The organism is Microbacterium testaceum StLB037, from assembly GCF_000202635.1.
Classification (GTDB): domain Bacteria; phylum Actinomycetota; class Actinomycetes; order Actinomycetales; family Microbacteriaceae; genus Microbacterium; species Microbacterium testaceum_F.
The window spans coordinates 1,675,328-1,696,072 of sequence record NC_015125.1 but is presented as its reverse complement, the minus strand read 5'-3'; the positions used below and the strand labels follow the sequence as shown (position 1 = coordinate 1,696,072).

Annotated in this window: 18 protein-coding genes; 6 read left to right on the top strand and 12 right to left on the bottom strand. The window is 65.5% G+C overall.

Translation table 11 applies throughout. The annotated features are described in order from the left end of the window. Positions 1–146 precede the first annotated feature (146 nt). Positions 147–728 carry a hypothetical protein gene (locus tag MTES_RS07775; protein ID WP_013584683.1) on the top strand — a complete coding sequence of 194 codons (582 nt, stop codon included), beginning with the start codon at positions 147–149 and terminating at the stop codon, positions 726–728. Between the two features lie 80 nt (positions 729–808). Here the strand turns inward: MTES_RS07775 and MTES_RS19275 are convergent, their stop codons facing one another. Continuing rightward, on the bottom strand, positions 809–1,780 hold the full coding sequence (locus MTES_RS19275; RefSeq protein WP_013584682.1) for a hypothetical protein: 972 nt from the start codon (positions 1,778–1,780) through the stop codon (positions 809–811). Positions 1,781–2,033: 253 nt separating this feature from the next. Between MTES_RS19275 and MTES_RS07770 the strand changes: the two genes are divergently transcribed. The 3 genes from MTES_RS07770 to MTES_RS18455 all read left to right on the top strand — a co-directional run bounded on the left by MTES_RS07770 (position 2,034) and on the right by MTES_RS18455 (position 4,001). Next, a complete protein-coding gene (locus MTES_RS07770; protein ID WP_013584681.1) occupies positions 2,034–3,110 on the top strand; it encodes an alkene reductase in 1,077 nt (358 codons plus the stop codon). A gap of 103 nt (positions 3,111–3,213) precedes the next feature. Beyond that, positions 3,214–3,657, top strand: coding sequence for a helix-turn-helix domain-containing protein (locus MTES_RS07765; RefSeq protein ID WP_043361197.1), 444 nt, complete (start codon positions 3,214–3,216; stop codon positions 3,655–3,657). Beyond that, positions 3,654–4,001, top strand: a complete 348-nt coding sequence (locus MTES_RS18455) for a DUF86 domain-containing protein (RefSeq protein WP_013584679.1) — start codon at positions 3,654–3,656, stop codon at positions 3,999–4,001. Before MTES_RS07765 ends, MTES_RS18455 begins: the two co-directional genes overlap by 4 nt. Positions 4,002–4,096: 95 nt before the next feature. Here the strand turns inward: MTES_RS18455 and MTES_RS07755 are convergent, their stop codons facing one another. From MTES_RS07755 to MTES_RS07745, 3 genes are all read right to left on the bottom strand, one after another. Beyond that, positions 4,097–4,315: a hypothetical protein gene (locus MTES_RS07755; protein WP_013584678.1), complete on the bottom strand. Its 219-nt coding sequence runs from the start codon at positions 4,313–4,315 to the stop codon at positions 4,097–4,099. An 18-nt stretch (positions 4,316–4,333) separates the two neighbouring features. After that, entirely contained in the window at positions 4,334–5,029 is a 696-nt protein-coding gene (locus MTES_RS07750; protein WP_013584677.1) for a hypothetical protein, read from the bottom strand. Positions 5,030–5,202: 173 nt separating this feature from the next. Further along, on the bottom strand, positions 5,203–5,853 hold the full coding sequence (locus MTES_RS07745) for a response regulator transcription factor (RefSeq protein ID WP_043361194.1): 651 nt from the start codon (positions 5,851–5,853) through the stop codon (positions 5,203–5,205). Positions 5,854–6,112: 259 nt separating this feature from the next. Here MTES_RS07745 and MTES_RS07740 point away from each other — a divergent pair, with 259 nt between their 5' ends. Beyond that, a complete protein-coding gene (locus tag MTES_RS07740; RefSeq protein WP_231848160.1) occupies positions 6,113–7,351 on the top strand; it encodes a histidine kinase in 1,239 nt (412 codons plus the stop codon). A 28-nt stretch (positions 7,352–7,379) separates the two neighbouring features. On the opposite strand, the gene MTES_RS07735 is transcribed toward MTES_RS07740, so the two are convergent. Next, positions 7,380–7,946 (bottom strand): dihydrofolate reductase family protein, encoded by a 567-nt coding sequence (locus MTES_RS07735; RefSeq protein WP_013584674.1) that lies wholly within the window; start codon positions 7,944–7,946, stop codon positions 7,380–7,382. Positions 7,947–7,950: 4 nt separating this feature from the next. Continuing rightward, entirely contained in the window at positions 7,951–8,937 is a 987-nt protein-coding gene (locus MTES_RS07730; RefSeq protein WP_043361192.1) for a helix-turn-helix transcriptional regulator, read from the bottom strand. A gap of 98 nt (positions 8,938–9,035) precedes the next feature. Between MTES_RS07730 and MTES_RS07725 the strand changes: the two genes are divergently transcribed. Next, the gene (locus MTES_RS07725) at positions 9,036–9,491 is read left to right on the top strand and encodes a VOC family protein (protein ID WP_013584672.1); all 456 of its coding nucleotides are present in this window, start codon (positions 9,036–9,038) and stop codon (positions 9,489–9,491) included. A gap of 126 nt (positions 9,492–9,617) precedes the next feature. Here the strand turns inward: MTES_RS07725 and MTES_RS07720 are convergent, their stop codons facing one another. From MTES_RS07720 to MTES_RS07695, 6 genes are all read right to left on the bottom strand, one after another. Next, positions 9,618–13,028 (bottom strand): DEAD/DEAH box helicase family protein, encoded by a 3,411-nt coding sequence (locus MTES_RS07720; RefSeq protein WP_231848159.1) that lies wholly within the window; start codon positions 13,026–13,028, stop codon positions 9,618–9,620. A 127-nt stretch (positions 13,029–13,155) separates the two neighbouring features. After that, positions 13,156–14,091 (bottom strand): restriction endonuclease, encoded by a 936-nt coding sequence (locus MTES_RS07715; RefSeq protein WP_013584670.1) that lies wholly within the window; start codon positions 14,089–14,091, stop codon positions 13,156–13,158. Beyond that, positions 14,088–15,266: a restriction endonuclease subunit S gene (locus MTES_RS07710; protein ID WP_013584669.1), complete on the bottom strand. Its 1,179-nt coding sequence runs from the start codon at positions 15,264–15,266 to the stop codon at positions 14,088–14,090. Before MTES_RS07710 ends, MTES_RS07715 begins: the two co-directional genes overlap by 4 nt. Continuing rightward, positions 15,263–16,747, bottom strand: coding sequence for a type I restriction-modification system subunit M (locus MTES_RS07705; protein ID WP_013584668.1), 1,485 nt, complete (start codon positions 16,745–16,747; stop codon positions 15,263–15,265). The genes MTES_RS07710 and MTES_RS07705 overlap by 4 nt, the downstream gene beginning before the upstream one ends. A 695-nt stretch (positions 16,748–17,442) precedes the next feature. Continuing rightward, a complete protein-coding gene (locus tag MTES_RS19270) occupies positions 17,443–19,362 on the bottom strand; it encodes a hypothetical protein (RefSeq protein WP_013584666.1) in 1,920 nt (639 codons plus the stop codon). Positions 19,363–19,521: 159 nt separating this feature from the next. After that, positions 19,522–20,739 carry an exonuclease domain-containing protein gene (locus MTES_RS07695; protein WP_013584665.1) on the bottom strand — a complete coding sequence of 406 codons (1,218 nt, stop codon included), beginning with the start codon at positions 20,737–20,739 and terminating at the stop codon, positions 19,522–19,524. Between the last annotated feature and the right edge of the window lie 6 nt (positions 20,740–20,745).

Here is a 20,745-nt window from a genome sequence, read left to right as displayed (position 1 = left end):
TCGCGGGAAGCACCATCGTATGGCCGCGCCAACGCTCGGTGGAGTGCGCGAACATGCTCGGTCCGCCGCGGACCGCACGCATGGCCGATTCGCGCGCATCTTTACCTCGACTCGCCGTCGCGGAAGCCGTATGTCAGCCTGAACGCATGGGACGCGCCGCCGCCATCACGTTCGCCACCTCTGCCGTCGTCGTCGCGGGGCTGGTCGCCCTCGTGGTCCCCGCGTTCACCGGGATGGATGCCGAAGGACCCAAGGCCCCGGTCGTCGCGGCGGTCGGCCCCGCCGCCGACGCGCCGTCCGTGCGGACGACCGCGCCGGCGATCCCCGAGAATCCCGAGCTGCCCGACTGGGCGGAGGGGTCGGGTCCGTGGATCATCTACCCCGACGGCTTCGAATGCCAGGGCACCGAGGGCTGCCCGAACGACTACCGGTCGCTGATCGGGGAGCCCGGCGACGTCCTTCCACTGAACGTTTACTACTACGACCCAGCGAAACACGATTTCGACCCCGCGAACCCCAACCGGTTCTTCGTGTCGCCCAAAGCCGCGCCCGGGGCCGATCTGGGCCCCGTGCCGGGAGCGGACGGGTACGCGGTCGTCTCCGGGGTCGACCGTCAGGTGAAGTCCTATTACGTCGGGCGGGCCGACACCCTGGACGCCATCGGCGAGCGATTCTCGATCGATCCGGCCGAGCTGACCCGCGACGGCGACAGGCTCGTCTTCCCCTGAGCCGTTCAGGTCAGCGCCCAACGATTGGTCGCTGCAGACCCCGGATTGCGCATGCTGTGGCGGGGGATCCAAGTGTCGGGCTACTCGAAAGCAATAACGCTCCACTGCACCCCAAGATCTCGCGCGATCGTTGCGAGTTCGAGCGAGGCCCGGACCGCGTCGGATTCATCTTGGGGCACGCGCTTAAGGTCGCTTTCAAGGGCCCTATCTTCGATATCCGTTCGGGATCTTTCTTTCTTGCTCAATTTTCCCTTGCGAGCGTCTGCAGTGACGCGGACTTTTTGAACGCTGGACGCTTCGCCGATGAGGTCCTCCACGTAGGACGCTGATCTGCGGGGTTGCTTAGCAACGGCCTCCGCGTGGTCGAAGAACAGCTCGCCGTCTTCCGCTTGGGTGAGCGGCCCATTCGGATTTGGCACTCCAACTTTTCCGCTGCCGCGCTGGAATGTCCAGCGACGATGGTAGGGGTCCCCTCCCCCGACATCACGCAGCTTCTCCGGAGCGACGAAGACGGAGGTGTCAAGAAGTCGTTGCGCACTGAACAGGCCGTACAGATCGGCCTTGCTCCAGACACTGGGGCAGGCGTAGCGCACGACGGCGTTGGATCCGAACGAGCCCGCCAGATCATCCAACGCAGAAATCTGATCGAAGTGGTATCCGCCGCCACTTACGTAGTTCTCTGACACGGTGAACCGAAGGAACTCCTCATTCTTCGGCCACAGTTGCGACCGATGCTCACGTTGAAAGTATTCAGGCCGCTTGTACTGGAGAAAAACGTTCAGAAACCGAGTCGATGGCACCACCGGAATCTGGAATTGCGCGAGTTGCCCCGCGCTTGCACCTGGAGCGCCGGGAGCGGAGCCAAAAAGCCGCCGGTAGAGCCGCGTATGCGGTCCGACATGGGTGGCGAAATCGAAAGCCAGACTCTTTTCGAGAACCTGACCAGGGCTGAAGATTCGGACGTTGCGCTTTTTCACCACCTGTTCGGTGACGAAGGCCGCGTTGGCGAGAGTTTCAAACTCCTTCTCTTCGAACAGTGCCCACGTTGGCATTCCCGCACGTCCTTCGTATCGCCAGCGATTTGGGCTTTACGATACCGATAACACGGCGAGCCACCTTCGTACGCCGCGGGTGTCGCGAGCAGCGATTGTCTACCGTCGACCCCCACAGATGAGTCTCCTGTGAGCAAGGCCGCCCAGGCAGCCCGTGTCAACCCACCGCTGCACACATGTGCATTCCGTGGAATAGGTCATCGCCGCGCTCCGTTGAGTTCGCGTGGCCCTTGTTCCCCACGAAAGGACTCCCGTGAGCCTCTTCAGCCCCACCACCGTCGGCGCCGTCGACGTCCGCAACCGCGTCTCGCTCGCGCCGATGACCCGCCTGCGCGCGAGCGCTGACGGCGTTCCCGGCCCGATCGTCGCGACGTACTACGCGCAGCGCGCGGGCATCGGCCTGCTGGTCACCGAGGGCGTCTTCCCGAGCGACGAGTCGCGCGCGTACCCGGGCCAGCCGGGCATCGTGACCGACGCTCAGGCCGCGGGCTGGGCCAAAGTGGCCGACGCCGTGCACGCCGAGGGTGGCACGGTCTTCATGCAGCTCATGAACGGCGGACGTGTCACGCACCCCGCCATCACCGGCACCGACCGCATCGTCGCCCCCTCGGCGATCGCGATTCAGGGCGAGACCCGCCTCGCCGACGGCACCAAGGTCGACTACGCCGTGCCGCACGCGCTCGAGACGTCCGAGCTCGCCACCGTCCGCGACGAGTTCGTCGCCGCCGCCCGCCGCGCCGTGGATGCCGGCATCGACGGCGTGGAACTGCACGGCGCCAACGGCTACCTCCTGCACGAGTTCCTCTCCCCCGCCTCCAACCAGCGAACCGATGAGTACGGCGGCTCGCCCGAGGCCCGCGCCCGCTTCGTCATCGAGGTCACGCAGGCCGTGGCCGCGGAGATCGGCGCGGAGCGTGTCGGCATCCGGATCTCTCCCGCCCACAACATCCAGGACGTTCTGGAGACCGACGACGCCGAGACCCGCGCCACCTACGAGGCCCTCGTGTCCGGCCTCGCGCCCCTCGGCCTGGCGTACCTGAGCGTGCTGCACGCCGACCCCGCGAGCGAGCTGATCCAGGACCTCCGCCGCGCCTTCGGCGGCACCTTCATCGTCAACTCCGGCTTCTCGAGCGTGACGACGCGCGACGAAGCGGTGTCGGTCGTAGAGGACGACATCGCCGACCTCGTCGCCGTCGGCCGCCCCGCGATCGCCAACCCCGACCTCGTCGCGCGCTGGGAGCAGGGCGCGTCCGAGAACGAGGTCGACCAGGCTTCGGTCTACGGCGGCGGCGAGCGCGGCTACACGGATTACCCGTTCTTGCAGGGCTGAGATTCCGGATGCCAGAGGCCCCGCGCAGATTCTGCGTGGGGCCTGTGGCTTGTCGGGGACTCGGTCATATCACCCCCGATAACCCCTCGACTACCCTGATCGCATGAACATCCGCGCGGGACGAGAAGCGGCAGGCATGAGCCAAGCCGAGCTCGCCCGTGCCGCCCGCGTCGCGCAGCCCAACATCTCGGCGTACGAGAACGGCCGGCGCCAACCTAGTCCCGAGGTTCTCGAACGGATCCGTCGCGCGCTGGCCGGCACCCTCAACGAGCGCCTCTTCCGTCATCGAGACGAAATCCATCGCCTCGTCGCCGAGCATCACGCCACCGCCCCTCGGGTGTTCGGCTCCGTCGCTCGTGGCGAAGACACCGCGGCATCCGACATCGACATCCTGGTCGACTTCACACCCGAAGCCGGCCTTCTGGACGAGGTGGGCCTGCGCCTCGCCCTCACCGATCTGCTTCACGCCGAGGTGGATGTCATCGCGTCCGACACCCTCCGCGGTGACTTTCGGGAGCGGGTGCTCCGGGAGGCTGTCCCTCTGTGAGCATCAAGAATCGTCGGGCACAGGATGCCGCGACCCGCGTGATCGCCGTGTGCGAGGTCATCGCACTCATCGTCGAGAAGGGCGAGGACCACTTCCTCCACGAGGTCGAGGCGCAGTGGGCCGCTGAGATGGGCCTGATCCGGATCGGCGAGGCGGTAGCCAAGATCCCGCGACCCGTCCGCGAGCGCTTCGCCGATCAGCCGTGGCGGCAGATCATCGACATGCGGAACCTCGCCGCCCATCAGTACGACGATCTCGACCCGCATCGCGTCTGGCGCACGCTCACGCGCGATGTGCCGCGGCTGCGCGCTTACCTGGCCGACGTGGTTGTCCCGGCCCTCTAGGTCAGTCGCCCGTCACCGACCCTTCTCACGAGGACACCACGGGCGCGGACACAACCGTGGAGGGGCCCGACGAACGGACCCCTCCTCGGCTGTGTTCAGTGGCCGACCTGTCTCTGACGCCGCACCGCAGCGCTCAAGACGACGGTCAGGATGACGAAGGCGATGATCGTGACTGTTCCCGACGACGAGAGGGAGGCTCCCATCGCTGTCCCCACCCCGACCAGGAAGCTCGCAATCACGAGCCCTACCCCGATTCCCAGGCCCAGGATGCCGAGCATCAGACCGAGAAGAGTGACGCGGTTATCGGTTCCCATGATCGTTCTTCCGTCCTCTTACTGAGCCCAGCAGCTGGGCGAGACCACCCCGGGGACTCCGCCGTTGAGGTAGATCGCGTTGATGCTGCTCGTGTCCTTGCAGACGTTCAGGAAGACCACGCCGAGGGCGAGAACGGCGGAGACCACACCGACCACGGCCGAAGAGGGAAGCCCGGCAACCGTCAGAGCCGAAGCGGCGGTGTAGACGCCGCCGCCCGCCGCGGCGATGCTGATCCCGTTGATGAGGGTCGTCGTCAGGCACGAGTCGAGGGCCGTCTGCGGTCCGAACCAGTAGTAGCCGGTGAAGCCGGTCCGACCGCGACAGTCCGCAGCGGCCAAGGCGACCACCGAGGAGCTTTCCGAGATGGTCGCGGACTCAGGCGACGAGGTTCCCGTGAGGGTTCCGCCGGTCTGCACGAACGTGGCCGCGAATTGCTCGGTCGCCGCCCGATCGGCTCCGCGTGCGAGTGCATCGTCGATATTGAAGACGGGTACCTCACCGCTCGTGTCGGATGCGGCCAGGAGGGCGTCGAGGTTCGCCTGCTCCGCGGCGGGCAGTTCCGCGACCGCGGGTGCCGGTTCGGCGGCTGGCTCGGCGGCGTTGGCAGCCGGTGCCGCGAACAGCATGCCGAGCACGGTCACGGTCGCGGCGGTGAGGGAGGTGATGACTCTCGCCCGGTGCCGGGGCGCGCGTCTGGTGGTGTCGGCGTACATCGTCGTGTCCTTTCCCGAATCCCGGCTCACCGGGAGACTGTGCCCGCTTCGTGGTGGGCCCGACTGCCCGGGAGGTTCCCGACCAGACCCTCGCATCATGGGCACCGTCGCCTGACGGATTCAACGCTTGAGGGGCCGGGTTAGCCCTGGGGCTATGAATGGATGCCGCGGGGTCAGAGGCTGATCAGACCGAGCTCGGTCGCGCGCAGCACGATCTGCAGCCGATTCTCGACGCCCCACAGGTGGTTGATGTGACGAATGTCGGCCTTCACCGTGCTCTCGGCGTAATGAAGGACGTCGGCGATCTCCGCGTTGGAGAGGCCGTTGGCGATCAACTCGATGATCTGCCGCTCCCGGTCGCTGAGCGTCGGATCGCCTGTTGCTCGACTCTCGCCCGCTTCGATCGCGGCTCGGACGAAGCGTTCCTGGACCTCTGGCGAAACGACCCGATCGCCCGCGTGGGCCGCGACGATCGCATCGACGATCTGCGTCGGAGTCGAGTTCTTCACCAGATATCCGCACGCGCCCGCCCGAAGGACTTCGAGAGCACGCCATTCGGTGGTGAAGGTCGTCAGCGCGACGACGCGACACTGCGGATTCCACTCAAGGACATGCCGGGTCGCCTCCACCCCGCCGACGTTCGTCATCTTGATGTCCATGAGCACCACGTCCGGGCTCGTCGCCCTGCAGACGTCGACGACCTCGGTGCCGTCGGATGCCTCCCCGACGAGAGTCACGCGTTCGTCCGCGGCGAGGAACGCGCGCAGAGCGTGCCGGACCAGCGCTTCGTCGTCGACGACGAGAACCCGCACCACCTCTGCCACCGCTTCACGGTACCCCGTGCGCTCGAGAGCATCCGTAGCCCCACGGCTATGGTTCCTGACCATCCGCGGGGGCGGTCTTAGGGTGGGACGGATGACCACCTCGAGGGCTGATGTCGGCTCCGTGACTGACACCGACCTTCGACCGACGAAGAGGAGGATGCCGTGATCACGCACCTGTCCGGTATCGAGATGTTCGTCCTGACCCTCGCGGGCTCTGCCACCGACCTGGGTGACTGGCTGTGCAAGATGATGGGGATCTGTGCCTGAAGCCCCTCCCCCCTTCGACGCGGTGCCCTCGACCGCGTCGTTGGTGCAGTCTCGGTCTTCCGTGCTGCGTGCGCTGCGATCAGCCGAGTTCTGGAGGCCCAGAAGCCTTCATCCGATCGCGCGCGTCTTCCTCCTCGTCGTCGTCGGTGTCTTGATCTGCATCGCGGTCGGATTCTCGCTGGCGGCGGGCGGTCCACGCAGGGACGACGTCCTCTCGCTGGTGCTCTACGCGGCCGTCGCGATGTTCGTGTGGCAACCCCTCACCGCGGCCATAGTGGTCATGCTGGTGTGCACTCTCGGGGCCGTGTTCTCCGGCGGTGGCGGCGATCTCCTCGAACTGGCGATCACCCTCGGGCTCGTGGCGGCGACCTGCACGTGGTGGGTGATCGTCGCGCACGTCGTGCTGCTCGGCATCCTGACCGTCGGCGTGTCGATCGACGGATCGGCACTCTCGAGCGGCGGCGTGTACGGGATCGCGGGTATCGCCGCCATCGCCCTCCTCATCGGTATCGCATTCCGCCTCGTCGCAGCGAGGGAGGCAGCGCTTGTTTCCGAGCGTTCCCGGGCCGTGGAAGATCTCGAAGCCCTCGCCAAAGAGCAGCAGGAACGCATCGCCGATGAACTGCACGACGGGATCGCTCACGATCTCACGCTGGTGCTGTTTCACGCTCGTGCGCTGCCGAAGCAGACCGACGATGAAGCTCGCGGGACGTCCCTCGCGACGATCGAGAGCGCGGCCGAGAAGGCGCTCGTCAACATCCAGTCATTGCTGACCCTCCTGCGCGACACGACCTCGGTGTCATCGACGGATGATGACGCAGAAGACGACAGCGACATCGTCGGCGCCGCACGGTCGCTCGGTGATCTGCTGAACAATGCGGGCATCCCGACCACCGTCTCGACCCCGTCAACGCCCCTGGATGCGGGGTCCCCCGCTCGAAGAGCGCTCGTCGAGACCGCCACCGAAGCGGTGACGAACATCCTGAAGCACGCCCCCGGTTCCCGACGGGCGAGCATCGAGGTCCATTCCCGCTCCGGGACCGTTGCGCTCGTCGTGGAGAACGTCGCGCCCTCCGGGGCCGGGGCCACCACCGGACGCGGAGGAGGCCGTGGTCTGCGTCGCGCACGTGAGCGACTCGCGCAGCACGGAGGCGAGCTGACAGCGGGCCCGGCGGCCGACGGCTGGCTTCTTCGCGCGACCGTATCGGCGGAGCCACGCACGACGTCGTGACCGCGCAGCGCCGAGGCGTCGCCTGCGCTCAGCCCGCCCGGAAGCGGTACCGCTGCACCGTCGCCCCAGAGGCGAACTCCCGCCGCTCGATCAGCGCGAGCCTCGCCGGATTCCGGATGCCATCGAGCAACCGCGGCCCGCGCCACGCCACCACCGGATGCACCACGAACGTGTACTCGTCGATCAGCCCCGCCGCGGCGAGCGCCGCCGGCAGCCGCACCCCGCCGAGCGAGATGCCCCGCCCCGGACGCTCCTTCAACCGCCGCACCGCCTCCACCACATCGCCGTCGAGAAGCTCCGCGTTCCAGTCGACTTCGTCGAGAGTCGCGGATGCCACCACCTTCCGCATCGGATCCATCACCTCCGAGAAGGCGACCTCACTGGCATCCATCCAGTCCGGCCACTCCCCCGATTCGGGCCTGCGCCACGCGCCCTGCATCAGCTCGTACGTGACGCGCCCATAGAGGAGCGTGTCGGAACGGCGGAGTTCGTCGGTCCAGAAGGCCATCGACTCGTCATCGGGTGGAAGGCCCTCCTCGTGCGAGCAGCAGCCGTCGAGGGTGACGTTGGTGGCGTAGCGGAGGGGTTGGGGCATGCCGCTAGCTTCCTCGCCGGGACTCCTCCGCGGAAGAGCCTGCTGCCGCGAATCGCCCCGCCTGCACCGCAAATGCCTCCGCCAGTTCGGGCGGCCCGACGACCTCCATCCCCACCTCGAACCGACCGAAGGATGCCGCCAGCGCGCCCCAGGACCACGATCCGGCTTCGAGGGTGCAGCGGCCCTCGTCGACCACCGTGACGGTTCCGTCTCCCGCGAAGGGCCGGACGCGATGCGCGGGCGCATGCAGGATCACCGTTCCGCGGCACGGCCACTCATCGGCATCCGATCCCTTGAACCGTCCCGAGATGAAAGCGTCGACATCACCGCCGGGCACGATCCGCGGCACGAAGGGGGCTCCGTGCGGCACGCGCGGGCGGACCCTCTCAGCGGCGAAGAGTCGCCAGTCGTCGCGATCGAGATCCCACCCGAGCAGGTACCACCGGCCGTGCGAGGTGACGAGGTGGTGCGGCTCGACGCGTCGCGGCTGGGAGTCGCCCTCGCCGCTCGGCAGGTAATCGAACCGCAGCGTCACCCGGTCACGCACGGCCTGCGCAAGCGTCAGCAGAACGTCGAGCGGCACCGCGGCGATCGGCGCCTCGCCCGGACGCCCCACCGTCGTGACCTCGACCGCGTCGAGCCGATGCCGAAGCCTCGACGGAAGCACCTGCCGCATCGTCGCGAGAGCCCGGACCGCGGCCTCGCCGATCCCGGCACCGAGCGCCGGCGCCGCCCGTAACGCGATCGCGACGGCGAGCGCCTGATCGTCGTCGAAGAGCAGCGGGGGCATGTCGTTGCCGGCTTCGAGTCGGTATCCGCCATCGGGGCCCATCGTCGACTCGATGCGGTACCCCATCTCGCGGAGCCGATCGATGTCACGCCGCACCGTGCGATCGCTGATGCCGAGCCGCGACGCCAGCACCGATCCTGGCCAGTCGCGCCGGGCCTGCAGTAGCGACAGCAGGGTCAGGAGTCGCGACGTCGTGGCCATGGCATCCACGCTAGATCGCATTTAGGACAGAAACAGACCTATACGGGTGCGATTGTCGTTTCACAAGCCGATTCCGGCCAAGATACCGAGGAGCAGATATGTCCGTGCAGACCACCACCCACCTGAACTTCCGAGGCGACGCCCGCGAGGCGCTCACGTTCTACCAGTCCGTTTTCGGCGGACACCTCGTGATCAACACGTACGCCGATTTCGGGATGCCGCCCGAGATTCCCGGATCCGACAAGGTCGTCTTCGGCCTCGTCACTGGTGAGAACGGCTTCCGCGTCATGGGTTACGACATCCCGGGCCTCACAGAGGGCGGCCTCGCGGGCGGCGGGTCGACGCACCGCGAGAACGGCACGACGATCACCGACCAGGCGGTGTTCGTCTCGATCAGCGCGCCGACGCTTGAGGAGTTGCAGGGCTGCTGGGATGCCTTGGCGGTGGATGCCACGGTCGTCGAGCCGCTGGCGGCTTCGGCGTGGAGTGCGGGGTTCGGGATGGTGACAGATCAGTTCGGGGTGACGTGGAGCGCGTCGGTTGCAGCGGAGTGACGTGCGGTCGCGACGCGGACCCGGTGCGCGTCGATAGTGCTCACCGGGCAGAGCTTGTTGACCTGGCTCCGCGAGCAGCCTAATCCAAACCTTCGGCGGCACGTTCAATCCACGTCCCGATGTGGCTCAAGCGCTCGCCGAATCGCTTGGCTTCGCCGACTCGTCGATGCGCCGCAGCCGCGCGATCAGATCGGATACTTGCGCGTCGCTGAACAGTGCGTCCGGGCCCTCGGGGGCTAAGCCATCGAAAGGATCCTCATATAGCCTTCGCGGGTCCAGATACCCGGCGATCGTAAGCTGCTGCACAACCAAGTCGACGAACGCGTGCTGGCGATGGGTGAAACCGGGTGCCGAGACGAAATCGGCGAGCTGTTGCTCAATGGCCGAGCGATCCATACCGACGATTGACCGCACGAGTCGCCCGAGGCCACCAGCCCCCTTCGCTTCTTCATTCAACAAGCCTGCGTCGACTCCACCTGCTGAAGTCAGCGCTTCCTCCAACTGCACGAGGTCGACCTCGGTGAGCGGACGTCCTGTGCGCAGCTTGTGCAGGGCGACATCCGATCGGCCGGTGAGAAATCCGAAGAGCTTCTCCCGGAATGCGCGACGGTTCAGCCCAGGTACAACTCGGGTGAGGACGACGTCCCGTGCGGGGTCGAGGGTGTCTTCGAAGTCGGAGTACACGATTGCCTGGCTCTCGCGGCCGATCAGACGCACAAGGCCGCGGAGGTTTACGCGCACGCGCTCGAGCAGGAGGGCGTCGACGTGTTCCCACCACGACGCATCCACGACGGCATCCAGCAGCGCCGCCTGCGCGGCCACGGCCGGTATGCCGCGCTGGTCGCCCAGCGCACGCGCGATGTCGACAATGCGGGCGCCCACGCCGGCCGGAACCGGCTCACCGCTTGCGATGGCCACCTGTGCGGTGAGCACGAGCGCGTCGAATCGCTTGGCGGCTTCGTCGGCGTCCTGTTCGGCCGCTGACGGCAGACCTGCGAGCTCCGCCGCGGCATCCACATCGACCTCCCCGAAACCGTCCCAAGCGTCCGGGCTACAGAAGCGCTCGACCGCGCGCAGCCGCCGGCGCACGAGGAAGTTGTCGTGGTTCATGCCCGCGACCGCGGAATGCAGACGCGCCGCGAGCACATCACGCAGACCTGCGGCATCCGCGTCGTCGGTGCCGTGCAGCGCAGCGAGGAGGCGCGTGCGCAGCATAAACGCGCGCTCCGATAGCGACATCGAACGGGGTGCCGCTGCCTCAGCGAGCTGCTCGTTGAAGTAGTCGATGTTGCCGCACACGTCGAAGATCACGAAGTCGCGCTTGTCGTCGCCGGGGCCATACAGATCAGGGCGAAGGCGTGTGCCGCGGCCGACCATCTGCCAGAACTTCGTGTGCGAGTTGACGGGCTTGAAGAACACGAGGTTTACGACGTCGGGCACGTCGATGCCGGTGTCAAGCATGTCCACCGAGATCGCGATGTACGGAGACTTCCCGGGCGTGGAGAACGCGTCAATGTGTGCCTGCGCATAGGGCCCGGACGCGTGGGTGATCACGCGAGTGAAGTTGCCGCGCATCTCGGGGAAGTTCGCATCCCACCGCGACTCGATGAAGTCGGCATGCCGTTGGTTCTTCGCGAAGACGATCGTCTTGCCGAGTACGTCGCCGCCGCCGACGCGGCGCCCCTCCGTGACAAGAACGTCGAGGACTTTATCGACCGTGTCTTCGTTGAACAGCCATCGGTTCATCGCTGCCGCGTCGATGGCATCCGGGATCTCGCCGTCCTGCCACTCGAGCTCATCCCATCGCTCGCGTTCTTCGGGACTCAGGTCTGCGTAGCGGATGCCACGCGTCATGAACCCGAGGTCGGTCGGCCGCGCAACAGGAGGGACCAGATATCCGCCCGCGATCGCATCGTCGAGCTCGAATGCGTCGGTCGGTACGCCATCGTCGAGCTCGAACATCCGGTAGGTGTTGTGATCGACGTCGGCGCGCGGAGTTGCGGTGAGGCCGACAACGAGCGCGTCGAAATACGAGAAGATCTCGCCATACCTGTTGTAAATCGACCGGTGCGCCTCGTCGACGACGATGAGGTCGAAGTAGCCCGGTCCAAAGCGGCGCAGCGCGTCTTCGCCGGAGTCGATCAGGCCCATCACGGTCTGATAGGTCGAGACGAAGACCCGCCCGTCGCTGTCGCGGTCAGTCACGAGGTTGACCGGGGCGCTATCGGGCAGATGGGTCTTGAACGCGGCGACGGCCTGCGTGACCAGCGCCGTGCGGTCGGCGAGGAACAGCACGCGCTTGACCCAGTTCGCCCGCTGCAGCACGTCAACGAACGCGATGACGGTGCGGGTTTTGCCTGTCCCGGTGGCCATCACGAGCAGCGCACGGCGGCGCTGATGCTCGAACGTCTCGGTCACCGCGCGGATCGCACGCAGCTGATACGGCCTTTCGACGATCGTGTGATTCACGGATGCCGTCGCGAGTGGTTTGAGCGAAGTCCGGCGCTGGATCGCCAGCGCGAGCTGGTCTTTCGTCATGTACCCGGCGACCGCGCGAGGCGGGTAGCGGCGGTCGTCCCACAGCCAGGTCTCAAAGCCGTTCGTGTAGTAGATCAGCGGACGCTGGCCGAAGTCGCGCTCGAGGGCGTCCGCGTACACCTCGGCTTGCAGCCGGCCCTCTTTCGCGCTCTTGGTCGTGCGCTTGGCTTCGATGACAGCGAGCGGTTTGCCGTCGTCCCCCCACAGCACGTAGTCGACCCGACCCTCACCAGAAGCAGTGGGAACGCCGACGAGGGGCCACTCCCGATCGCGTGCGTCGGTGAGTAGCCAGCCGGCTTCGGAGAGTTGCAGATCGATGAGGTCTCGGCGGGTCTCGGCCTCGGTCGCAACGGTCGGGTCAGGGACGCCGCGCGCGGCGTTCACGACCTCGTTCGCGGCCTTCGTCGCGGCGACCTCGGCCTGCAGTCGCGCGAGCTCCGCCTGCAGCGCTGCACTGCGCTTGCGCTCTTCCACGAGCGCCCGCCGCGCCTGGTCGAAGTCCTCCTGGGCGCGTTCGAGTTCGGCGCGGGTGCGCTGGATCACGGCGGCCGGAGCCGGCGGAACCCGAGCGAAGTCGAACGGCGGGGCTCCGGCGGCATCCGGATCACCGTAGCCGTGGTCAAGCCAACGGCAGATTGTGTGCAGCTGCTCGAGTGACCCGCGGGCGCGGCCGAGCGGCATCGCCTCTTCTTTGTGGACCGCGTCGTTGCCGATCGTCCGTACGATGCGGAGGCTGCCCGTCACGTTCTGGCCGACCAACGCCTTGAATGCGGCCTGGGCCGTCAGATTCGCGAACGAGTCATCGTACGGGCGCGGTAGAGCCTCGGCGGCGTAGATCCACTCGGTGAACATCTCGCCGGCGCGCCGGGCGTAGGTCGCCGACGCGCGCGGGTCACTGCGCAGGTATGCCTCAGCGCGGGATGCGGCCTCCCACACTTTCGGCCAGCGATCCCGGACGAAGTCGAAGTTCCCCAACGCGCGGCTCCCTGCGGCAGGCACGGCCCCCACCTTTCGCCATGCTAGCGAACGGTCCCGACGTTGCCCTCCCCCGACCAAAGCCCAATCCCGAAGCTGGTTGGCGTCAACGTGCTGGTCATACTCGTCGAGCACATAACCCGATCACGGGCTACTCGTCGGCGAAGAAGTCCTCGTCCACCTTGAGGATTTCGATCGTCCTGGCCACTTGCACGCCCACCTTGTGTCGGAGCATGAGTGCGGTAAGCCGTTCGCCGTCGACGAGTGCGATCTCCTGCGGCACTCGTTCCGCGGCATCAACGGCCTCACCGGTAAACCGACTCGTTGTAAAGAACACCCCGACGTTCGCACCCCGCGTGGCAAGAGCTCCCACGAATTCTTGTACCTTCGGGCGACCGATCGTCGCCTCCGCGTAGCGCTTCGCTTGCACGTAAATCTTGCTCAGACCGAGCTCATCGCGGTCGATCACTCCGTCGAGACCACCGTCGCCCGAGCCCCGCAAGGGAGACATCGTTCCATCGCGGCCATAGCCCATCTTCACCAGCAGCGAACGGACAACGCGCTCGAAGTCATACGGGTCGCTCTCCTTCAGCCGCTGCAGAAGAGTCGACTTAGTGTCGCTCTCGATGAGCTCGATTCCCGAGGTGATGAGCTCATCGGGGTCAGCGTCGTCGACTGTGGCGGGGGATGGATCGACGGCGATCGTCTTCCGTCCACGCGCGGGGGTGTACTCGCTATAGGCCGGAATTGCGTAGACAACGGGCTCCGGGATGGCCCCCTCATGCTCACTGAGCAGTCTGCGCCCGGTCTCGGTGATGCGGAAGTGAGCTCGCGACGGGGACTCGATCGCCTTCGCTCGGCGCAGCGCAGACGTAGCCCATCCGATTCGGTTCAGCGCTCGAGGCTGACCGGAGCTGAGCATCTCGGCGATCTCGTCCTCCGAAAGCCCTGCACGGGCGATGATGGCCCGCTCCATGTCGCGCTTCTGCCAAGTCTGGCCGTCGGCGAGGACCTCGAGAAGTGGTCGGAAGAACTCGTACCATCGCGGCATCGTCGAGATCGGCCCAGGGGTGGCGGAGTCAGTCACAATTCTCCTCGAAAAGCCCGGTGCTGAAGTGACGCGAAGAGCGAGTCGAGTTCTCGGGCCCGGCTCTCGAACCGTGCCGTATTGCTCCACGATTCGTCGACGAATGCCTTGTAGGCGTGCATCTTCTCCGCGCTAGGGGCGGGCAAGCGAATGGTTTGCACTTCGCGAGCGTTGATGTTCGCCATTCCGACGATGCTCTTTGCCATACGTCGAAGTGTCCGCTTGCCGTGCACAGAGTTGAGATACCCCGCGATGTACTCAGCGATGAACTCGTCGGAGGCCCGCAGCCGGACCAGATAGCCAGCGTACGCCCGCGGAACGTCTTCTCGGTAGACGGCGGTCTTTCCCACAAGCTCGGCGCTGTTGGTGCGATTGAACAGCACGTCACCTTTGCGCACCAAGTACTTTTCGACCTCTTGATCAGGAATATCGATGTACTTCATGTCTCGGAGGTCGATTCGACCTCGCGCCGTCAGGTTACCCATGCGGAGTATGGGGAATCGGCCCGTGCCGCCAGCCTTTCCCGAGGTTCCGTACTGAGTCGACTCTATGAGCGCGCCGATGGTAGTTAGGTCTTCGCCAGCAGAGGGGAACAGATGTTCGAACAGCGCTGCCCGGGCGTCGTCGACCCGCTCAGTCGCAGTGACCGCGGTGGTGCGGAGGGCGTCGGCCTCATCGAGGATCGCGACGATGCGGCGCTGCTCGGGGAGGGGTGGGAGGGGAATCGGGAGCCGGAGCGTGCGGTCGACGTTCAGGTTGGAAATGTTGGTTGTCTGCTGACCGAAGCTGCGAACTTTTGCCTGTATGACGGGGGATGAGAACCAGTAGTAGCCATACCGGGGGCTAATGTCCTCAGGTTTGAATCGAAGGCCTCCGATGAAGCCGCCGATCAACATACCCTCGGCGTCAGCTCCTGCTTGGACCGCCCTACCCACGAGGTGCCAGCTATTCGCTGAAGACACGAGCACGTCGTCCTCTTGAACACGTTGCTCCACGCGGTGCTTCAGATCGGATCTCACGCATACAAGGTCCGTCAGATCGAGAGTTGACTGGATGTTCTTCGTCCGTAGGCAGGCAACACCGTCTGCACCATTGGCGACGACATCTCCCGGCTTGTAGGTGACTCCGCGAACAAATCGGGCTACCTCGCCGAGCGGCACGGTCTCCCAGGTCACGCGAGCATCTCCCGCAGGCGCCTCAGGCCATCCTGAATTCCGACCTCAAGCGCGTCGAGTTCGTCGAGAATCTTCAGTGGCGAGCGGTGCTCGACCTCCTCGATCTCGATCTCTTTGTAGCGATTGAGCGACAGATCGTAATCGTTGTCGACGATCTCCTGCTTAGGCACGACGAAGCTCTGATCCGTCCGCGCGCGCGCGGCCTCGGCATCCCGTTCCCGCCAACGGGCGAGTACATCGGGAAGGTCGTTCGCCTCGATCGGCGTCCGCTTGTCGTCGAGCGTCATGCCGTCGGCGCGCACGTCGTAGAACCAGACGTGGTCGGTACCCCCGGACGAGGTCTTCGTGAACAGCAGAATCGCGGTGGACACACCGGTGTAGGGCTTGAAAGTTCCCGACGGCAGCTTGATGACGGCATCCAGTTTGTGCTCGTCGACGAGCATCTTGCGGACGGCCTTGTGCGCGTTCGAGGAGCCGAAGAGCACGCCTTCAGGCACGATGACGGCCGCGCGACCGCCGTTGCGCAGCATCCGGATCATCAGAACGAGGAAAAGGAGCTCGGTCTTGCGGGTCTTGACGACCTTCTGCAGGTCCTTCGCCACCGTTTCGTAGTCGAGCGAGCCGGCAAACGGGGGATTTGCGAGCACTAGCGTGTACTCATTGAGACCGGGGTGCCCCTCTGACAAGGAGTCGGCGCGTTCAATTGTCGGATTCTCGACGCCGTGCAGCAGCATGTTCATGCTCGCGATACGCGCCATAGAGGCGTCCGAGTCGTAGCCGGTGAACATCGGTCCATTGAAGTGAGCGCGGGTCGCGGCATCCGTCCAAATCTCGGGGTGGTGCGCGCGCAGGTACTCCTCGGCGGTGATGAGGAACCCAGCCGTACCCACCGCCGGATCGATGATGCGGTCGTCCGGGCGCGGCTGCTGGAGGTCGACCATGAGCTGAATGATGTGGCGGGCGGTGCGAAACTGCCCGTTTGTGCCGCTCGTCGAGAGCCTGAGCAGCATGTACTCATAGATGTCGCCCTTAGTGTCGCGGTCTTCCATCGGGATCTCGGCGAGCAGGTCGACGACCTTCGTCAGCAGCGCCGGCGTCGGGATCGTGAAGCGCGCGTCGCGCATGTTGCGCGCATAGCTCGAGCCCTGAGCGCCGAGCCGACGCAGCCACGGAAAGACGTGCTCGGAGACGACATCGAACATCTCGGCGGGGGAGTAGTTCGTGAACACGCTCCACCGGAGGTCGCGGAACGGCCGGCGCCCCGGCAGATCGCTGTCGTAGCCGTCAGGGAAGATCGGATTCTGGATCGGGTCTCCGAAGCGCGCAGCCTTCTGCTCGGCCTTCGTGTGCAGCTCGTCGAGCCGCTTGATGAAGAGCAGATACGTGATCTGCTCAATCACTTCGACGGGATTGGCGATGCCGCCCGACCAGAACGCATCCCAGACCTTGTCGACCTGACCCTTCAGCGGACCTGTGACCACAGACTCTCCCGACTCGCGTGTAACCCTCTTACGCTAGCCGAGGCAATGCACGAGAGTGGCTCGGCTCCGATGGGGTACTGGTGCGGTCTTTGAGCCGGCAAGCGAGCCCAGGACCGCGAGCTCCACGTTCCTCCGGAACGACTCGCCACGGTCTGCGATCCGGGACCCGCGCGCCTCCCCCGGCCTACCGGGAACAAGGTCCAACCGCCTCGCTCGCGTGTTTCTAGTTCTATCGCGGCTGGGGTCGACCATCATGGTGAGCCAGTTCGGGCTTCGCTTGCGTGGGTCGAGGTAATGCCAGATGTGCTCGTCAACGCCCAGAGCGGTGGTCCCGTCAGACCTGCACTCGTCGACGTCGAGCCGCACGTCTTCTTGCGCAACCGTCGCCGCCGCAGCCAGACCATTCGCCGCCACACGATTCGCGCTCGCATCACGCCGGGCACATTACGCAACACGCAACGACAGCACCCACGACCCCGCACGAAGGACAACCGACAGGCGTCGTCGGAACCTGAACGGGGACGATCAGAAGCCCGTCGCTTCGGTGGACGTGCTCGACATGAACGCCGTCGAGAACGAGCAGCAGCTCGCAGCGGACGCACGAAAAGCAGCGCTAGGTCGACCTCCTGCGGACGACGGGACCGCGTGGTTTCTCTCAAACAGGCGCTTGTGCCATCGGCTCCCGGAGCCCAAGTTCAGGACGTTCTTGTATTTGAGAGATGACGACCGATGTAGCCGATGTAAATCTTCCCGGTGGACTTTAGATCATCCAAGTAGTACATGCGCGGGGCAAATTGGTCTCGATGAGTGGGCTTGAAGTGCGCCTGCATCAGAACTTTTCCCGTGGCGTCCACACTGGCCGGAACGGGTAGTTCACGCTCGCTTCGCCATTTGCTGTTCTGTAGAACCGAGTCGCTTTCGCGTGCCGCATGCCGCTGCGGAGAACACTTGAATCCGTCGACGTCGTCCTGTTCGAGGTACATATATACGCTTCCATCGAATACGCCACCCTCGCGGAGAGCCGCGTATTCAGCGAGAACGCGCACGTAGTCCCACAAGTCACTTGCATACTTGCCGTAATGGTCCCGCTTTCTGACCTCAGCGACAGCGGCAGGGTCGCCAGTGAACTCCACGTACTGCAATGCCGCGTGAGCATCCTCACCCGGAGTTATGCGCGCGATCAATTCCTCGACGTCAGCCGGCGGAGCCCAAAGCTCGGCTTCAGCATCGATAGGGGGCGTAAACTCGTGAAGTTCACGCAATCGCGCCTTGAGCAGCTGGTTCTCACGATTAAATACTCGAACCTCATCTGCGGAAAGTGCAATTTCAAATCCGAGTTCGTCAAGCTGCGCTCGCAGACCAGTCAACTCAGTCAGCAAGCGATCGTTCTCGGCTTCAACTTCAGAGATGTAGTCGTGGGCCACGCGAGCATCCGCGATATTCGCGGCGATGAAGGTGTCGAGTTCCTCAACTTCGAGTTCGGTAACTTCCGCGCGCCCAAGCCACCGGGCCAGCACGCGCTTGAGAATCGCCAAGACGGGTGTCCGCGTACCCGTGGTTGCCTCCGAGGGACCGCTCTCGGACGGCGCGCCAGCGGCGCTCGAATCGGGGAGTATCCGCTGTTCGCCTGCGGACTCGATCGCAACCTGCTCAGCGATTCTCTGCCGTCGGCCGGCTCGATCGAGCAACTCGATGGTTCGACGGGCATCTGCCGGGAGCGCGCGTTCCAGAAGACGCAGTCGCGGCCCGCGGGCATGCACTGCGGGTAGCTTGCCGATGACGGTTCGACCCCTAATCGCCCGAGCGAGTGTGGATGGGCCGAGGAAGCGGTGCGCCCGACCGTCGAGCGGATCGTCGAGCTGGACGTCCGGGCCAAAGGTTCGTACGCGGCCGGCCGGCGCTTCGTGCGACGCCGGCAAGTGCTGGTTGAGAACAGGGACAGCTTCCGCAGCGATCACAAATGTCGCAGCGACTCCGAGGCTATTGCGCGTCAGTTTCTCGATGATCTCGGACCACGCAACATCTACCTCCGTGCCCGGCGAAGAAGCGACAATCACGGACCCGATGCGAGTTTTGTCCGTGATTGCGTCCAGGACGGAACGAACGTCCTCAGATCTGACGAACTGCGGCCGGCTAGTCAGGAGAGTCGATCCATCAAGTGGCTCAAGCTCATCGAGGAGGTCACGCACAATGCGCGGGGTACCAACTACGTCCAAAGCAGCGTCGTCGGTGACCCCGTCCAGTGCGCCTTCAACGACGAGAAGCCCCCGCTTTGCACCAGTCTCTCGTGCGGCGTAGATGGAAATAATGAATGTCCCGGTGAGGTTAGCGTCGACCAACCGGTAGAGCCTGCGTCCAACGCTCTCATCCGCGTCGTGGATACCTGTGACGAAGATTGAGTATCGATCATCGAAGTCACGGCTGGTGGCACCGTCCCAGTCGTCGAGTCGACCGACACCACCAAGCTTCTCGCCGAGCCACCCGCGCACGTGGCGCTCGGCGACTTCGATCGCATCGACATGCGGCCTTACTCGGAAGACCGTCCGGTATCCCACCCCCCAGGCCGATTCCGTCAGACGCTCGGCCGCGTTATCCGCGATTGCGTTCTCGACCATTCTCCGCCCCACCCCCATGGCGTCGCTCGCGGACGGCAGCTCGTCGACGAATCTCTGCGACGTGGAACATCCTGCCCTAAATCATGGCGGGATGTGCATAGCGGTGCTGACACGCCCCCTAGGGCATCGTCCCCTGCACGCTGAGGTCCCTAGACGCCGCTACTCAGCCGCAGACAGCCCCAGCAACCTCTCCAGCCCCTCCTCCGTGACGATCGGAATCCCCCAGGCCCGCGCCTGCCGCGCCTTCCCCGACATCGAGTCAGGGTCGGCGGCCACAAGCACCTTGGCCTTCTTCACCATGCTGTCCTTTGGGATCAGACCTCGCTCGGTGAGGATGGCGAACCACGCCGCTCGATCCCGGCGCGTATCGCCGGTGATGACGACGGTGTCACCCGGCGACAGGCGGAAGCCGGTGGTGAGGGTCGGCGCCGCGGCATCCGGTTTCGAGGCGGCGCCGGCGATCGTCTGCGCGTCGATCTCGAGCAGCCCGCCGATCTTCCGGATATCGACCCACTCGTCAGCGGTGAGATGGTCGTCCGCCCAGGCCGCCGAAACCAAACCGTCGAAGTAGGCGCGGTGAAGACGGCGAACTGCGGTGCTCGAAAGGTTGAGTTCCGCGGCGAATCGAATGAGGTCGTCGGTCTCCGTCGCGGACATGTACCGATCGAGGAGGACCCGGTCGAGCAGAGCAAGGTAGTCGAGGTTCAGTGCGCCGTCGTCGATGGCGTCGGTCGCGACGTCCACGTGCAACCGCTCGAGAACCGACCGCGGCGCCGTGTCGGAGTCCGTGCGCGCCAGCCAGGCCGTCGTGTCGAACGGCTCATCCGGCCACTCCCCCGGGGTCGCGAGCCAACCATCCCACCACGCGGGGTCGTGACCCGCGCCGAGGTAGGCGCGAAGGAGTGCCGCCGCAGCGAGGGCATCCGCCGAAGCACGATGGGCGTTCTGCATGGCATATCCGATCGCCGCGCTGCAGTCGGCGAGACTGCGATTGCCCTGCAGGAAGGTGCCCGCGAGCTGCATCGTGCACATCCAGTACGCAAGATCGGGGCAGGCCAGTCCGGCGTGCTCCATCGAGTGGGCCAAGAATCGCGCGTCGAAGCTGGCGTTGTGTGCGACAGGCACCCGCCCGCGTAGCAGCGAGGCAATGGACGGGGCGAGTGCGCTGAACTCCGGGGCTCGCGCGGCGGCAGCGGCACTGATGCCGTGGATGCGCTGCGCGCCCATGTCGCGCATCGGATTGACGAGTGTTTCCCAGACTCCCTCGACGACGCCTGCTGGTGAGACATGCACGATCGCCACCTCGACGATGCGATCGTGTTTCTGCGGAAACAGACCTGTCGTCTCGAGATCGATGACAGCGAACCCTCGCCCCATACTGCG

What these genes read in the sequence shown, in the direction of transcription:
- MTES_RS07735 (WP_013584674.1), bottom strand. Translation starts at nt 7,946, where the DNA reads ATGCCCCAACCCCTCCGCTACGCCACCAACGTCACCCTCGACGGCTGC.
- MTES_RS07755 (WP_013584678.1), bottom strand. Translation starts at nt 4,315, where the DNA reads ATGGGAACCGATAACCGCGTCACTCTTCTCGGTCTGATGCTCGGCATC.
- MTES_RS07695 (WP_013584665.1), bottom strand. Translation starts at nt 20,739, where the DNA reads ATGGGGCGAGGGTTCGCTGTCATCGATCTCGAGACGACAGGTCTGTTT.
- MTES_RS07725 (WP_013584672.1), top strand. Translation starts at nt 9,036, where the DNA reads ATGTCCGTGCAGACCACCACCCACCTGAACTTCCGAGGCGACGCCCGC.
- MTES_RS07750 (WP_013584677.1), bottom strand. Translation starts at nt 5,029, where the DNA reads ATGTACGCCGACACCACCAGACGCGCGCCCCGGCACCGGGCGAGAGTC.
- MTES_RS07775 (WP_013584683.1), top strand. Translation starts at nt 147, where the DNA reads ATGGGACGCGCCGCCGCCATCACGTTCGCCACCTCTGCCGTCGTCGTC.
- MTES_RS19275 (WP_013584682.1), bottom strand. Translation starts at nt 1,780, where the DNA reads ATGCCAACGTGGGCACTGTTCGAAGAGAAGGAGTTTGAAACTCTCGCC.
- MTES_RS19270 (WP_013584666.1), bottom strand. Translation starts at nt 19,362, where the DNA reads ATGGTCGAGAACGCAATCGCGGATAACGCGGCCGAGCGTCTGACGGAA.
- MTES_RS07765 (WP_043361197.1), top strand. Translation starts at nt 3,214, where the DNA reads ATGAACATCCGCGCGGGACGAGAAGCGGCAGGCATGAGCCAAGCCGAG.
- MTES_RS07730 (WP_043361192.1), bottom strand. Translation starts at nt 8,937, where the DNA reads ATGGCCACGACGTCGCGACTCCTGACCCTGCTGTCGCTACTGCAGGCC.